The sequence below is a fragment of the Haloarchaeobius ordinarius genome (assembly GCF_051801355.1).
Taxonomy (GTDB): domain Archaea; phylum Halobacteriota; class Halobacteria; order Halobacteriales; family Natrialbaceae; genus Haloarchaeobius.
Genome location: NZ_CP196560.1, coordinates 17,752 through 32,303 on the forward strand (window position 1 = coordinate 17,752; position 14,552 = coordinate 32,303).

General features: G+C 66.7%; 12 protein-coding genes. 7 read left to right on the plus strand and 5 right to left on the minus strand.

Going from position 1 to position 14,552, the window contains the following annotated elements; translation table 11 throughout:
• Positions 1-5: 5 nt before the first annotated feature.
• From gcvPB to gcvT, 4 genes are all read right to left on the minus strand, one after another.
• The gene (gcvPB, locus tag ACSC1R_RS00110) at positions 6-1,424 is read right to left on the minus strand and encodes an aminomethyl-transferring glycine dehydrogenase subunit GcvPB (protein ID WP_439027042.1); all 1,419 of its coding nucleotides are present in this window, start codon (positions 1,422-1,424) and stop codon (positions 6-8) included.
• On the minus strand, positions 1,421-2,761 hold the full coding sequence (gcvPA, locus tag ACSC1R_RS00115; protein ID WP_439027043.1) for an aminomethyl-transferring glycine dehydrogenase subunit GcvPA: 1,341 nt from the start codon (positions 2,759-2,761) through the stop codon (positions 1,421-1,423). The genes gcvPB and gcvPA overlap by 4 nt, the downstream gene beginning before the upstream one ends.
• Before the next feature lie 235 nt (positions 2,762-2,996).
• Positions 2,997-3,380: a glycine cleavage system protein GcvH gene (gcvH, locus tag ACSC1R_RS00120; RefSeq protein ID WP_439027044.1), complete on the minus strand. Its 384-nt coding sequence runs from the start codon at positions 3,378-3,380 to the stop codon at positions 2,997-2,999.
• On the minus strand, positions 3,377-4,486 hold the full coding sequence (gene gcvT, locus ACSC1R_RS00125; RefSeq protein ID WP_439027045.1) for a glycine cleavage system aminomethyltransferase GcvT: 1,110 nt from the start codon (positions 4,484-4,486) through the stop codon (positions 3,377-3,379). The genes gcvH and gcvT overlap by 4 nt, the downstream gene beginning before the upstream one ends.
• 505 nt (positions 4,487-4,991) lie before the next feature.
• Between gcvT and ACSC1R_RS00130 the strand changes: the two genes are divergently transcribed.
• The 7 genes from ACSC1R_RS00130 (at position 4,992) to ACSC1R_RS00160 (ending at position 12,402) form a co-directional block, all read left to right on the plus strand.
• Positions 4,992-5,390: a hypothetical protein gene (locus ACSC1R_RS00130; protein WP_439027046.1), complete on the plus strand. Its 399-nt coding sequence runs from the start codon at positions 4,992-4,994 to the stop codon at positions 5,388-5,390.
• A 105-nt stretch (positions 5,391-5,495) separates the two neighbouring features.
• Positions 5,496-5,963, plus strand: a complete 468-nt coding sequence (locus tag ACSC1R_RS00135; protein WP_439027047.1) for a universal stress protein — start codon at positions 5,496-5,498, stop codon at positions 5,961-5,963.
• On the plus strand, positions 5,960-8,200 hold the full coding sequence (locus ACSC1R_RS00140) for an amino acid permease (protein WP_439027048.1): 2,241 nt from the start codon (positions 5,960-5,962) through the stop codon (positions 8,198-8,200). The genes ACSC1R_RS00135 and ACSC1R_RS00140 overlap by 4 nt, the downstream gene beginning before the upstream one ends.
• 213 nt (positions 8,201-8,413) lie before the next feature.
• Positions 8,414-9,934, plus strand: coding sequence for a hypothetical protein (locus ACSC1R_RS00145; protein ID WP_439027049.1), 1,521 nt, complete (start codon positions 8,414-8,416; stop codon positions 9,932-9,934).
• Between the two features lie 166 nt (positions 9,935-10,100).
• Positions 10,101-10,829 (plus strand): hypothetical protein, encoded by a 729-nt coding sequence (locus tag ACSC1R_RS00150; RefSeq protein WP_439027050.1) that lies wholly within the window; start codon positions 10,101-10,103, stop codon positions 10,827-10,829.
• Positions 10,826-11,455: a hypothetical protein gene (locus ACSC1R_RS00155; protein WP_439027051.1), complete on the plus strand. Its 630-nt coding sequence runs from the start codon at positions 10,826-10,828 to the stop codon at positions 11,453-11,455. Before ACSC1R_RS00150 ends, ACSC1R_RS00155 begins: the two co-directional genes overlap by 4 nt.
• A 74-nt stretch (positions 11,456-11,529) precedes the next feature.
• A complete protein-coding gene (locus ACSC1R_RS00160; protein ID WP_439027052.1) occupies positions 11,530-12,402 on the plus strand; it encodes a DUF4399 domain-containing protein in 873 nt (290 codons plus the stop codon).
• 679 nt (positions 12,403-13,081) lie between these two features.
• Here the strand turns inward: ACSC1R_RS00160 and secY are convergent.
• Complete coding sequence (gene secY / locus ACSC1R_RS00165) at positions 13,082-14,551, minus strand: preprotein translocase subunit SecY (protein ID WP_439027053.1); 1,470 nt, start codon at positions 14,549-14,551, stop codon at positions 13,082-13,084.
• Position 14,552: the final 1 nt, after the last annotated feature.

Genomic DNA, 14,552 nt, shown 5'->3' on the forward strand with positions numbered 1-14,552 from the left:
CCGCGCTACTCCTCGTCCAGTGACTGCCACGACAGCCGCAGGTCTCGCGCCGCCGAGGTCTGGTCGATGCGGCGGGCCGTGGTGCGCTCGGGAGCCGCCTCCAGCGTCTCGTCGTCTTCGGCTGCGACCGCGTTGAAGGCGTGGGCGAGCTGGTCGAGCGTCTCCTTGTTCTCTATCTCGGTCGGCTCGGTCATCAGCGCCTCGCTGACGATTTCGGGCCACTTCGTCGTCGGCGGGTGCACGCCGTAGTCGAGCATCCGCTTGGCCACGTCGGCGGCGTCCTGATCGCCCGCGCTCGCGACGAACTCGTGGTGGAACGGCCCGTAGGGCACCTCGTAGTCCACCTGGGTCGCGAGGTAGTTCGCGTTCAGGACCGCCTTCGCGCTGGCGTCGCGCAGGCCGGGGTCGCCCAGCCGGGCGATGTAGGCGTACGCCTTGAGCAGGACGAGCCAGTTGCCGAGGTAGCCGTGAACCTTCCCGACCGAGTGTTCGGGGTCGACCAGTTCGTACTTCCCGTCCGTCTTCTCGACCTGCGGCCGGGGGAGGAACGGGGCGAGGTCGTCGACCACACCGACTGGACCGGCCCCCGGACCACCGCCACCGTGGGGGGTAGCGAACGTCTTGTGGACGTTGTAGTGCATGATGTCGAAGCCCATGTCGCCGGGGCGGGCCCGCCCGAGCAGGGCGTTGAGGTTCGCACCGTCGTAGTAGAGCAGGCCACCCGCGTCGTGGACCATCTCCGCGATGGTCTCGATGTCACGCTCGAACAACCCGAGGGTGTTCGGGTTGGTGAGCATGAGCAAGGCGGTCTCCTCGGAGAGTGCGGCCTCGAGCGCGTCGAGGTCGACGCGACCGTCCTCACCGCCGGGGAGTTCGACCACGTCGTAGCCCGCGAGAGCGGCACTGGCGAAGTTCGTCCCGTGGGCGCTCTCGGGGACGATTATCTCCGAGCGGTCCTCGCCGTTGTGCTGGTGGTAGGCCTTCGCGACGAGCACGCCGGTGAACTCACCGGCCGCGCCCGCGGGGGGCTGGAGCGTGACCGCGTCCATCCCGCCGATACGGCCGAGGTAGTCCTGCAGGTCGTAGAGGATAGAGAGCGTTCCCTGGATACTCTCCTCGGGACGGTCCGGATGGACGGCCCCCGATTCGAGGGCGGCCACGTCCTCGGTGAACTTCGGGTTGTACTTCATCGTACAGGACCCGAGCGGGTACGGTCCCGAGTCGACGCCGTAGTTCATCTCCGAGAGGCGCGTGTAGTGCCGGGCGATCTCCGGTTCCGAGAGGTCTGGCAGGTCGAGCGAGTCTCGCGTCAGGTCGTCTGGGAGCGGCGAGTCGTCGAGGTCTGCCTCCTTCGTGTGCTTCTCCGAGAGCAGCGGTTCGTAGCGCTCCTCGTCGTGGGTCCACCGTGCCTGGTCGAAGTTCATTTCGCCACCTCCGCGAGCGTCTCGACGAAGTCGTCCAGTTGCGCATCGGTCGCCCCCGTCACACAGAGCTGTATCTCGTGTTCACCGAGGACGTGGACCGCGTAGCCCTCGTCTTCGAGGTCTTCCGAGATGGCCCTCGCGGGCTGGTCCGTGTGTGCGACGAACTCCCGGAAGTGGTGTCGGTCGTGTATCGGTGCTTTCACACCGACGATGTCAGTGACGCGGTCGGCGAGGTCGCTTGCCCGCGTGACCGACTCCCCGGCGAGGTCGGCGAGGCCGTCCGGCCCCAGCGACGCCGCGTGCATGGCAGCCCGGAGCGCGACCCACGCCTGGTTCGTACAGATGTTCGAGGTCGCCCGCTCCCGGCGGATGTGCTGTTCACGGGTCTGGAGCGTGAGCGTGTACGTTCGCTTCCCGTCCGCGTCCTCGCTCGCCCCGACGAGACGGCCCGGCACCTGCCGGACGTAGTCCTCGCGGGTGGCGAACAACCCGAGGCCCATCCCGTAGCTGGTGGGCATCCCGAGCACGTCCGCCGAACCGACGACCACGTCCGCGCCGACGCTCGCCGGCTCCTGTAGCAGCGCGAGTGCGACGGGGTCCGACCCGAGCGTGAACAGCGCGTCGTTGTCCTCGGCGAGGTCGCCGATGGCGTCGAGTCCTTCTTCCACACAGCCCCGGACCGTCGGGTTCTCGGCGTACACCATGACGGTCTCGTCGCCGACCATGTCCGAGAGCGCGTCGAGGTCAGCGTTCCCGTCGTCCATGGGGTACGTGTCGACGGTGAGGTCGGTGCCCGAGACGTAGTTCGCAAGCACCTCGCGTCGCCCTTCTGCGAGGTGCCGGGGGACCAGCACCTGCGTCCCCGAGGTCTGTCGGAGGCGGTCGGCGAGTGTCGCCGCCTCGCCGAGCGCGGTCGCGGCGTCGTACATCGAACAGTTCGCGACGCCCAACCCCGTGAGTTCGACCAGCATCGACTGGTACTCGAACAGCGCCTGCAGGAACCCCTGCGTGATTTCGGGCTGGTACTGCGTGTACGAGGTGAGGAACTCCGAACGAAGCGAGAGGTGGTCGACGACCGACGGGACGTAGTGGCCGTAGTGGCCCCGTCCGAGGAGTTCGACCAGGTCGTCGTTTCGGTCGAGTGTGGCTGCTACTTCGGCCCGAACGGTCCGTTCGTCGCGTGCCTCGATGCCGAACTCGCCGTCGAACAGGACGCTCTCGGGGATGTCGAAGAGGTCGTCCTCGCTGTCGACGCCGATGGCCTCGAGCATCGCGGTCGTGTCCGCCCGGGTGTGCGGCGCGAATGGGCTACCCTGTGTTGTGTCGTGTCCACTCATGATGTCACTGGTGTACGTGCGTCCTCGCCCGCGGCCGTCCCACGGCCGATGTTTCGATTCACAATAGCGCGCTTGGGACTACTGGCATATGATTGCCGTGGTTCGCCCGCCGGAGGTGTACACGAACGTGGTTATAATAGAACCGGGGAGAGGGGTGATACGCTCGTTTCTGCATACCCGGCGGCAGTATTTTCCGCGGGAGCGAACGAGCGGTGGGACCCGCGGACGACCGCCCTCAGGCGACCTGGTCCGCGTACTCGTCGGCGCTCAGCAGGTCGTCCAGTTCGGCCTCGTCGGCCAGCGTGACCTCCAGCATCCAGCCGTCACCGAACGGGTCGTCGTTGACGAGTTCCGGCGCGTCGAACAGGTCCTCGTTGACGGCCGTGACCTCGCCGGAGACCGGCGCGTACAGGTCGGAGACGGCCTTGATGGACTCGATGACGCCGAAGGCCTCGCCCTGTTCGACGTCGTCTCCCACCTCGGGGAGTTCGACGAACACGACGTCGCCCAGTTCGTCCTGTGCGAAGTCGCTGATGCCGATGCGGACGGTGTCGCCGTCGCGGAGTGCCCATTCGTGCGATTCCTCGTACTTCCGGTCGTCAGGTGTCTCGAAGCTCATGTATCTCGTTCGTAGAAGGGGAGTGGTTCGACTACCGCTTTCTTCGCCCGGCCGCGAACCAGCACGTGCAGGCTGGTGCCGGGGTCGGCGAAGTCGGTCGGTACGTAGCCCAGGCCGATGGGTTCGTCCAGGGTCGGGCTCATCGTCCCGCTGGTGACGGTGCCGATGACGGTGTCGTCGGTGTCGGCGATGTCGTACCCGTGCCGGGGGATGCCGCGGTCGACGAGCCGGAAGCCGACGAGTTCCTCCTCGACGCCGTCCTCTTTGACGGACTCGAGGGCGTCACGGCCGACGAACTCGGTGTCGAGTTTGACCGTGAAGCCGATGCCGGCCTCGTAGGGGGTCCGGGGTTCGTCCTCCGGGTGGAAGTCCTGCCCGGAGAGGAGCAGGCCCGCCTCCAGCCGGAGGGTGTCACGCGACCCGAGCCCGCAGGGTTGCACGTCGTCGAACGCCTCCCACACGTCGACGGCGTCGTCCCACGGAACGACGAGTTCGAACCCGTCCTCACCGGTGTAGCCGGTCCGGGCGACCAGGCACTCTGCGCCCGCGACCTCGCTGTAGCGGGCCGTAAAGCGCGAGAGGTCGGCCACGTGGCCGGCGGCCGCGTCGCTGACGTGGTCGACCGCGTCGGGACCCTGGACCGCGAACATCGCGAAGTCCTCGGTCCGGTCGGTGACCGTCGCGTCGAGGCCCCACTCGTCGCGGTGGCTCGTCCACCGGTCGAGCATCTCCTGTTCGTGGCCCGCGTTCGGGACGAACAGGTACGTCGGGTCCGCGTCGTCGGCCTCGTCGGGGTAGCGGTAGACGACCGTGTCGTCGACGATAACCCCGTCCTCGCGACAGATGCAGGAGTACTGCGAGTCGCCGGGGCCCAGTCGCTCGACGTCGTTGGTCGTCAGTCGCTGCATCAACCGGGTGCCGTCCGGCCCGGACACTTCGATTTCGCCCATGTGCGACACGTCGAAGATGCCCGCACTGGCGCGAACTGCCTCGTGCTCGGCGCGGATTCCATCGAACTCGACTGGCATGTCCCAGCCACCGAACTCGGTGAACTTCGCGCCGGCAGCGTCGTGTTGCTCGCGCAACGGCGGTGTCCTCAGGGCCATATCTGGACCCTCTCTCGCCGGCAAGTAATGTTTTCGTATCCCGTCGAGTGGTCGCCGGTTCTTCGCATGCTGTTGGGGTGTTCTGGCGTGCAGGGAGGAACCGTGTGCTCGTGGGGGAACTCGGTGCGGGTGGCGTGCGCGGACTCGCGTGCCGGAGGCCGCGAGTAGGAAGCGCACGAGGGAGGAGCGGAACGGAGTGGAGCGACTCGGCTGGGGAGGCTGTGGTGCGGGGCGGTCGCGGTCACGGACGCTAGCGTGAGTCGACGACAGTTCGACGTGTCCACCCCGCGTTCGGGTCGCAGTTGCACTGGTAACGAACGTGCGCGACCCCAGCGTGGCTGGCACTGGCCCGACGAGCAAGCAGTTCACTCACGCTGGTGGCGAGGGCCGCAACCGCACAGCACCACACCCGCCCAGCACGAATCAGAACCCACTACACCACCCGCCCAGCACGAATCAGAACCCACTACACCACCCGCCCACGAAACACCCAGCAAGAACACGCATGACCCGATTCGATGCGACGACGGAACCGACACGAATCGAACTGGTCGCAGACGCCATCGCGGCACATCGAGAGCGCGGGAGCCCGTACACCACCATCACTGTCGAGCCGACTGACACCGACCGCGAACTCGGCCACGGCGCGCCCTGGGTGCAGTACTTCGAGAAGACGGTCGCACTGGACTGCACCGACTACGAACTCGACCAGCTGAAGTCGCTCTGTGACGAGTTCCCGTCGTTCAGCGTCGAAGAGCTCGTCACGCCCGAAGAGGCCGAGGGGACCCACGCCCGCATCACGGCGCGGACCGACGACGAACGGGTCGGGCAGTTCGTCGACCGGGTGTTCCGGGACGTGTTCGACCGTCCAGAAGCGTACCGGCTCTGGGTTACTGACATCTGATTCCAAGACAGAACACTATTTGTTCGGTGGGCTTGTACGGCCGACCATGAGACAACCGCACAGCGACCCGAATAGAGACGACGCCGTCGTCGAGCCGGAACGCCGATGCAACTACTCCGTACCCGGTGGGGGTGGTGGGTGATGGACGAACCGCTGCTCTCACATCCCGTCGTCCCGGTCGCAGGCGAGAAAGACGCCCACGCGACGCTCGAAGCACTTCTGCCGTACCTCACAGACGAGTCCCGACTGACCATCGTCCACGTCGTCGAGAAGGCTGGCGGCGCACCGGACAAGGCGTCGGTCGAACAGCGTGAGGAGTACGCCGAGGAGGCGTTCGCGGTCGCACGCGAGAAGTGCGCCGAAGCCGGCATCGACTACGAGACGAAGCTGGCCTACGGCCGGAACGTCTCGAAGGCCATCTTCGACACCGCGAAGGAGGTCGACGCGACCGCGGTCGCGTTCGTCCCGCGCGAGGGCAGCCGCTTGCTGCGGTTCATCACGGGCGATACGACGCTCGACCTCGTGACGGAGGCCGAACTGCCAGTCATCGCGCTCCCGGGAGGTGACGAATGAGCGACGAGGAACTCGCCAAAGACCTTGGCCCGCTCGCCGCCCTGACCATCGGGGTCGGGACGATGATCGGCGCGGGCATCTTCGTCCTGCCGGGCGACGCGATCAGCCAGGCAGGCTCGCTGGCGGTCGGGTCGTTCGTCCTCGGCGGCGTCATCGCCATGCTCACCGCGCTCTCCGCCTCGGAACTGGGCACCGCCATGCCGAAATCCGGCGGTGCGTACTACTACGTCAACCGGGCGCTCGGGCCGCTCTTTGGCTCCATCGCCGGCTGGTCGAACTGGATGGGCCTCGCGTTCGCCTCCGCGTTCTACATGGTCGGCTTCGGTGAGTACATCCGCAACATCTTCGGGCTGGCCACGGGCTACTCCCTCGCTGGAATAACCCTGCCGACGGTCAAGATCGTCGCGCTCGCCGGTGCGGGCCTGTTCGTCCTCGTCAACTACGTCGGGGCGAAAGAGACGGGACGGCTCCAGAACGTCATCGTCGTTATCCTCGTCGCCATCCTCGCCGTGTTCACGACCATCGGGTCGATCAGTGCAGACCCCGTGAACCTCCCCGAGAGCAAGGGCTTCGGCCCGATGATGACCACGACGGGACTCATCTTCGTCTCCTATCTGGGCTTCGTCCAGATCACGAGCGTCGCCGAAGAGATCAAGAACCCGGACAGGAACCTCCCACGAGCGGTCATCGGGAGCGTCCTCATCGTCACCGCCATCTACGCGCTGGTGCTGTTCGTGATGAGCGCGGCGGTCCCGGCCGGATTCATCCAGAGCCTCGACCCCGACAAGATCGCGGTCGTCGAAGTCGGGCGCACCCTGCAGGGTGGCCTGCTCGCCGGCGCGCTCCTGTTCGGTGGCCTGCTTGCGACGGCCTCCAGTGCGAACGCGAGCATCCTCGCGTCCTCGCGCATCAACTTCGCGATGGGCCGTGACCGCATCGTCACCCCGGAACTCAACGAGATTCACAACCGCTACGGGACGCCGTACCGCTCCATCGGCATCACGGGCGGGTTCATCCTCGCGTTCATCGTCGTCGCACCCATCAACATGCTCGCCGAACTCGGCAGCGTCCTGCACCTCGTCATCTACGGGCTGCTCAACCTCGCCCTCATCGTGATGCGTGAGGCCGACGTCGAGGGGTACGAACCGTCGTACACGGTCCCACTGTACCCAATCACGCCCATCGTGGGTGCGCTGTCGTCGTTCGCACTCATCTACTTCATCACCCAGGAGGTGCAGCTGCTCGGCCTCGGCTTCGTCGTCTTCGCCGCGGTGTGGTACCTGACCTACGCCCGGTCCCGGACCGAACGCCAGGGCGAACTCTCGGAGTGGATTCTCGCTCGCTCCGACGAGATGCCCGACTCCGCGGTCAACGCCGCGAACACGGTCGCCCCCGACGGCGGCCAGTTCCGCGTGATGGTCCCGCTCGCCAACCCCGAACACGAGAAGGACCTCATCTCGCTCGCGTCGGCCATCGCCAAACAGCGCGGCGGCACCGTCGTCGCGACCCACATCGTCCAGGTGCCCGACCAGACCTCGCTGTCGTACGCGAAGGACCACGTCGACGAGATGGACCCGGACAGCAGGGCGCTGCTCGATTCCGCGCGGGCGAACGCCGAGGCGTTCGACGTGCCGGTCGAGACCCACACCATCCTCTCGCACCGCTCGTTCGAGGAGGTGTTCGACGCGGCCCGCGACCACAACGCGGACCTCGTCGTCATGGGCTGGGGCCCGCACTCCCACGGCCGCGCCGAGAGCCGCGTGGACGAACTCACCCAGGACGTGCCGTGTGACTTCCTGGTCCTGAAGGACCGCGGGTTCGACCCGAAGAAGGTCCTGGTGCCCACCGCGGGCGGCCCGGACTCCGACCTCTCCGCCGAGGTCGCACTCGCCTTGCAGTCCCAGTACGAGTCCGAGATAGAGCTGCTCTACGTCCGGCGGACCGACGAGGAAACCCACGAGGAGGCCGAAGCCTTCCTCCACGACTGGGCCTCGGACCACGACCTGACGAACGCGACGTACATCGTCGACGACGGCGGTGACGTCGAGGCAGCCATCGAGCGCCACGCCCGCGACGCGTCGATGCTCATCGTCGGCGCGACCGAACGTGGCCTGCTCTCGCGCCTCCTTCGCGGGTCGCTCGTCATGGACGTCATCAGCGACGTCGACTGTTCGGTCCTGCTCGCCGAGAAGGAACGCAAGACCAGCATCCGCGAACGCCTGTTCGGTCGGCGGTAACCACCCGGTTCGCCACCGAACTGGATACATAAGCGAACAGCCTGTTCGGCTGGTATCCCCCTTTCGTCTCGGTGTCTACTACTCACAATAGTCTGTGACGAGTATGTGTGAGTAGCACTGGAGGGGGAGGAGTGACGTGGACGACAGCAACAGCCATAGCAATAGCCATAGCAACAGGAACGGAATCGGTGTAGACGGCTCCCGGGAGTGGCGATGAGGAGCGTCGTTCGGACGGTGAACGCGGTGCTGACGTGGACGCTCGTGTTCGGCCTCTTTACACTCTCTGGGTACGCGTACACGCGGGGAACGGTCCTCCTGGCGGTGGTTGCCGCGTTCGTGGCGCTGCTCGCCGCGGGCCCCGCCCTCACCGGCGGGCCGGTGACACAGGTCGCCCCGTGGCCGCTCGTCACCATCGCGTGTGTCCCGCTGACTACGCGGACCTTCGGGTCAGAGGTGTTCGTCTCGGCCGGTGCTTCCCTGAAAGAGTGGCTGTCCTCGCTCACCGGCGAGCACAGCCTCTCCTCGCTCGTCCCGTCGATGCGTGAGACCGGTGCCTGGGTGTTCTCGCTGGCTCAGAAGTACGACCTCGAGGTCGTCGTCTTGACCGCGGGTGACGCCAAGCAGGTGCTGTTCTCCCTGGCCGACAGGGTCGGCGTCGACCTCCCGTACTACGTCTCGCCGGCGTTCAGAGGGGCGGTCGTCTCGACGCTCGTGACCAGTAGCTTCGAGAACGTGTTCACCTTCGTCGACGCGGCGTCGGTCGCAGCGGCCGCGCTCCTCGGCGTGGCGTTGCTCCAGCAGTTCACCAGTCTCCGCATGACGACGAGTTTCGGGCGGCTGTTCGTGGCCGTCGCCACCATGGGCCTCACCGGCTTCTGGGGTATCGCTCGCTGGTTCGCCACGGACGCGTTCGGCGTCACCCTGGTGACGACCAACGACGCCCTCATGGTCGAGTTCGCGACCGCCAGTGTGGCGGGCATCCTCGTCGCACTGCTGTTCGGACGGTACTTCTGCCGGTCGCGCCCAGAGCCAGCGTCCACCGTCTCGCCATCCATCACGACCGACGGTGGGCGGTCCCCGGAACCAGCCACCGAAGCGTCGTCGGGGTCGCCCCCACGACTCACCATTCGCGCCGCCGCGGCACTCGTCAGGGTGATGCAACTCGCCCTGCTGGCCATCGCCTACGTCGGGTACGAGCAGGCCAGTCTCGGCATCCTCGTGAACGCACTCGGCGCGTTCACCATCACGTTCCTTCCCGCCATCCTCGGCCGCGACCGTCGGTTCACCATGCACGTCTACCTGACGTTCTGGCTCACCGCGGCGGTCCTGCTCCACGCCGCCGGCACGCTCGGGCCCTACGGAGACATCGTCTGGTACGACGACCTCACGCACACGCTCTCGGCGTCGGTCGTCGCCGCCGTCGGCTACGCCACCGCCCGGTCGCTCGAGGCCCACAGCGAGACACTCCGACTCACGCCCTGGTTCACCTTCCTCTACCTGCTGCTGTTCGTCATGGCCGCGGGCGTGGTCTGGGAACTGCTCGAATTCGGCGTCATGTTCGCGGCTGACCGAGCCGGTCAACCAGCCCCGCTCGTGCAGTCCGGACTCGACGACACCGCCTCCGACCTCATCTACGACACCATCGGTGGCGTCGTCGTCGCACTGTTCGGGTCGGTGTCTCTCACCGATGCCCCGGCCGACCGGTCGGCTGAGACCTCCCGGCGGACGACCTGACCCTGACAGTTCCGGCCGGTTCGCGTCGGTTACCGCCCGGTCCCCACTATCCTCAATAGTCAGTAACGAGTACCTGTCACTAGCAAGGGGGGAAGAGCTTGCACGAGAGCTACAGCACACGTCCGGAGAGTGGTATCGCCCGTAACCGACCGACAGGGGGGCACGGATGAGCCGCGTGGGTCGCTCGCTGAACGCAGTGCTCACGTGGACACTCGTGGCCGCACTCGTCGCGCTCGCCGTACTCGCCTCCCAGCGTGGGGCCATCCACTGGGCGGGACTCACCGGCTTCGTCGCACTCCTCGCGGCCGGCCCCGCACTCACCGGACGGTCGGTGACGCGGGTCCCACCGTGGCCCCTGCTCGTCATCGCTGGCGTGCCCCTGACGACGCGGACATTCGGTCCAGAGACGGTCGGGGCCACCGCCGGGGATGCCACGGGGAGAGCACTCGCCGCCGCCGGTGACCTCGGCCTCGACCTCTCCTGGCTCGTCACCCCGGGTGTCGTCCACGGGAGTTTCGAGACCGTCGCCACCTTCGCCGACGCCGCCGCACTGGCGGCCATCGCCCTCCTCACCGTCGCGCTGGTCCAGCAGTTCTCCAGCCTGCGCATGACTACTGGCTTCGGGATGCTGTTCGTCGTCGTCGCCACCATGGGTCTGACCGGCTTCTGGGCGGTCGCTCGCTGGGCCGCCGCGGACGCCCTCGGCCTCACGTTCGTCGCCACGAACGCGGCACTCATGCACGAGTTCGCCACCGCGAGTCTGGCCGGGTTCCTCGTCGCCGTCTTCTTCGGCCCGTACTTCTGCCGGGCACGGCCCGAGTCTCGCCCCGGCCGCCCGCTCGTGACCGACGGCGGTGAACCCGCTTCGGCACGACAGCACGGAGGGAACGAATGAACCCCCTCGGACCGTTCGAACGCGCCGCCAGCCTGCTCGTTCGACTGATGCAACTCGCCCTGTTGGCCATCGCCGTCGTCGGACTCCAGCAGACCGACGTCGGCATCGTGGTGAACGCACTCGGCGCGCTCGGTATCACGCTCCTGCCCGCCGTCCTCAGACGCGACCGCCGGTTCACCATGCACGTCTACCTGACGCTCTGGCTCACCGGAGCGGTCCTGTTCCACGCCGCCGGCATGCTCGGCCCGTACGCCGACTTCGTCTGGTACGACGACGTTGCCCACGCCACCTCGGCGTCGGTCGTCGCCGCCGTCGGCTACGCGGCCGCCCGCTCGCTCGACGTCCACAGCGAGAGACTCCGACTCACGCCCTGGTTCACCTTCCTCTACCTGCTGCTGTTCGTCATGGCCGCCGGCGTCCTCTGGGAACTGTTCGAGTACGGCGTCACCCTCGCAGCCGTCGAACTCGGACAGCCCGCCCCGCTCGTCCAGTCCGGGCTCGACGACACCGTCTCCGACCTCCTCTACGACACCGTCGGTGCCCTCGCCGTCGCGCTGTTCGGCTCGATGTACCTCACGGACGCCATCGGTGCGCGTCCCGACGGTACGGAGAGCCGCTCCACCTGAGTCGAACGAGACAGCCCGACTTCATTTCCTGCTGCCGATGTGGCCATTCGAGCACACCACCTACTAGTCCTACGATGCAACACCAACCCGAGTCCCCGGACGGGCGCTCGACAGCGCACGCCTCGTCATCGACCATCGACCCGGTTCGACCGCGCCGGGTCGACAGACGCGCACTGCTCGCCACCATCGGGAGCGCCGGTGTCCTCGCGACCGCAGGCTGTCTCTCCCGTCGCCGACAGGACACTCCCGTCGGTGACCCGGCACCCGGAACCCAGACGCAGTACCCGTCTGATGCGACCGTCTCGTTCGTCACACCCACCGACGGTGACGTCATCGCCGGCGGCGTGTCGGTGGTGATGAACGCCTCGAACGTCGACATCGAAGCCGCTGGCAACGCACGGGCCGGTGCCGGACACTTCCACCTGCTGGTCGACACCGACCCGGTTCCCGCCGGTGAGATAATCCCCGCCGACATACGACACTTCCACTACGGCGGCGGCGAGTCCGAGACCGTCCTCGACCTCGCCCCGGGCGAGCACCGTCTCGTCTGTCAACTCGGCGACGGGAACCACCGGGCGACCACCCTCACCGACACCGTGACCGTCACCGTCGTCGGCGGTGCCAGCCTCTCCATCGTCACGCCGACGGACGGCGACACCGTCACGAACCCGTTCGTCGTCCGGTGGGCGACCGAGATGGTCCAGCTCGAACCCGCCGGGACGGTCCGCCAGAACGCTGGCCACGCCCACCTGCTCGTCGACACCGACCCCATCCGTGTCGGTACCCGTATCCCCGCCGACCCGAACCACCTCCACTACGGCGGCGGCGAGTCCGAGGCCACGCTCGACCTCTCACCCGGTGAGCACCGCCTCGTCTGTCAACTCGGGAATGGGAGCCACCTCGCGATGCCACTCGTAGACGAGGTGACCGTCACCGTCACAGAGTAGTCCAGATTCGGATATAATCGTTGATTTTCACTATCTGGTCTCTGCTAACACGTGAATAGCTATGGACGAAACGTGTGTACCACCGGACGGGACAGCGCGGTCGAAAGAGCATCGACCCGTCTGTTCGGCCAGCCGATTCGGCACCGGAACGGTCGTTCGACCACTGTCCCTGGTATCCCACCACCGCTCGCCGTTCCCTCCCCCCACTTTCCCCGGCCAGCGTCGTCACGCCGACACCGGACCCGCGTACCCGGTGAACGGAACCGATAGCCGCCCGACGGTCACCTCGCTGCAGGACGACGAACAGGGCCCACGGGTGTTCCGCCACTCTCAGTCCTCGAGACGCTCCGACCTGCCACCATCGTCCGGTGAGAGTTGTCGGTAGACCCTGGCGAGAACAGCCATCGTGGTGACCCCGTACACCGCCGCGAGGAGTCCCGGGAGTGTCGCCTCCGGGCCGGTGGAGCAGGCATCCCTCGAGGATTCGCTTCGTCGCACCGGCCACGAACCTTCGCATCACGACGAAGGTGAGCGATGTGCTCACCACGAGAGGGAACCCCGCCGAAAGAAACATCCCTTCGGCCGTTCCGGCGAACTGAACTCGCGCCGTGTCACCACTACGCGGAGAGCGACATCGTCGAAGAAACGGTGAAAAGGAAGACGGTTCGAGGACTGGGAATCAGTTCCCGAACATCTGGCGCATCATCGGGTGCATCTCCATGAGCTGCTCCTCGGCGATCTCCTCGTACAGCTTGTACGTGATGGAGACCGTCAGCAGCAGCCCCGTCCCGGTGACGCCACCGACGGTGCCGAGCATGTTCGCCAGCACCGCCAGCAGGCCGACCAGCGCACCACCGATGACGGTGACTTGCGGGATGTACCGCTCCATCACCTTCTCGATGACGCCGACGTTCTGGCGGAAGCCGGGAATCTGCATCCCGGAGTTCTGGATCTGCTTCGCGGTCGCCTTCGGACCCATGTCGGTCGTCTCGACCCAGAAGATCGCGAACACCGCACCGCCCGCGATCATGAACGTCAGGTCGACGCCGACACGGATGAGCACCTGCCAGACCTCCATGCTGGCTGCCTGTCCGGTGCTCCACCACATCCAGTCACCGGGCGACTGGATGGGTGCGAGGTAGTAGAACAGGCCGCCGATGGCCTGTCCACCGCTGTACTGGGCGACCCAGTTCGGGAGGCCGACTGCGCTGTTCAGCCCGCGCCCGAGGAACTGGATGTTCGCCTGCAGGGCGCGAACCAGGATCATCGGCAGGACGCTCGCGTAGATGAGCTTCACGGGGAAGCGACCGCGTGCGCCCTTGACCCTGGCGTGACTGAGCGGAATCTCGACCCGCACGGACTCGGCGTAGACGACGATGGTGAAGATGATGATAGTCGTCGCGAGGGCGATGATCTGGCCCTCCGATCCGAGGAACTGTGCGAATCCGGACGCCGTCAGCACGTTGAAGTCGACGTTGCCAGCGACGATGGCGAACCACCGGCCGAACATGTCGAAGAAGCCGGTGACGAGGCTCTGGCTCACGCCTGCCACGATGAACAGGCCGATACCGGAGCCGACGCCCCACTTGCTGACGATCTCGTCCATGAACAGGACGAGGATGCCGCCGACCAGAATCTGGGCGAAGATGAGCAGCTGGACGGCGAGAGTCGCGTTCGCCTGGCCGACGATGCCGGCCATCGTGGACGCCGCCGCCTGCTCGACCGGGAGGATGGCGTTCGAGAGGAACACCATCGGCAGGCCGGTCAGGCAGATCATCACCAGCACCAGTAGCTTCTGGAGGCCCTGATAGAGCACCTGGTCACGCGGATCGTTGGTGTCGAGTCCGAGCAGGTTCGCCCCGCCGAGCAGTTGTAGGACGATGCTCGCCGTGACGATCGGACCGATACCGAGGTGCAGTATCGAGCGATTCGCGCCCGCCAGTATCGAGCGGAACTGGCCGAACGCGTCGCCGCTCGCTCCCGCACCGACCGGAACCGTCCCGAAGACGGTGACGGTAGTGAGGAAGAAGTACAGCACCAGCACGCCAGCGGTCCACCCAAGCTTGCGCTTGAACGGGACGTGGCCCTCTGGTCGTACCACTGCGGGCATCCGCGTCAGGATCGGTTCGGCAGCCTCCTTCCATCCCATG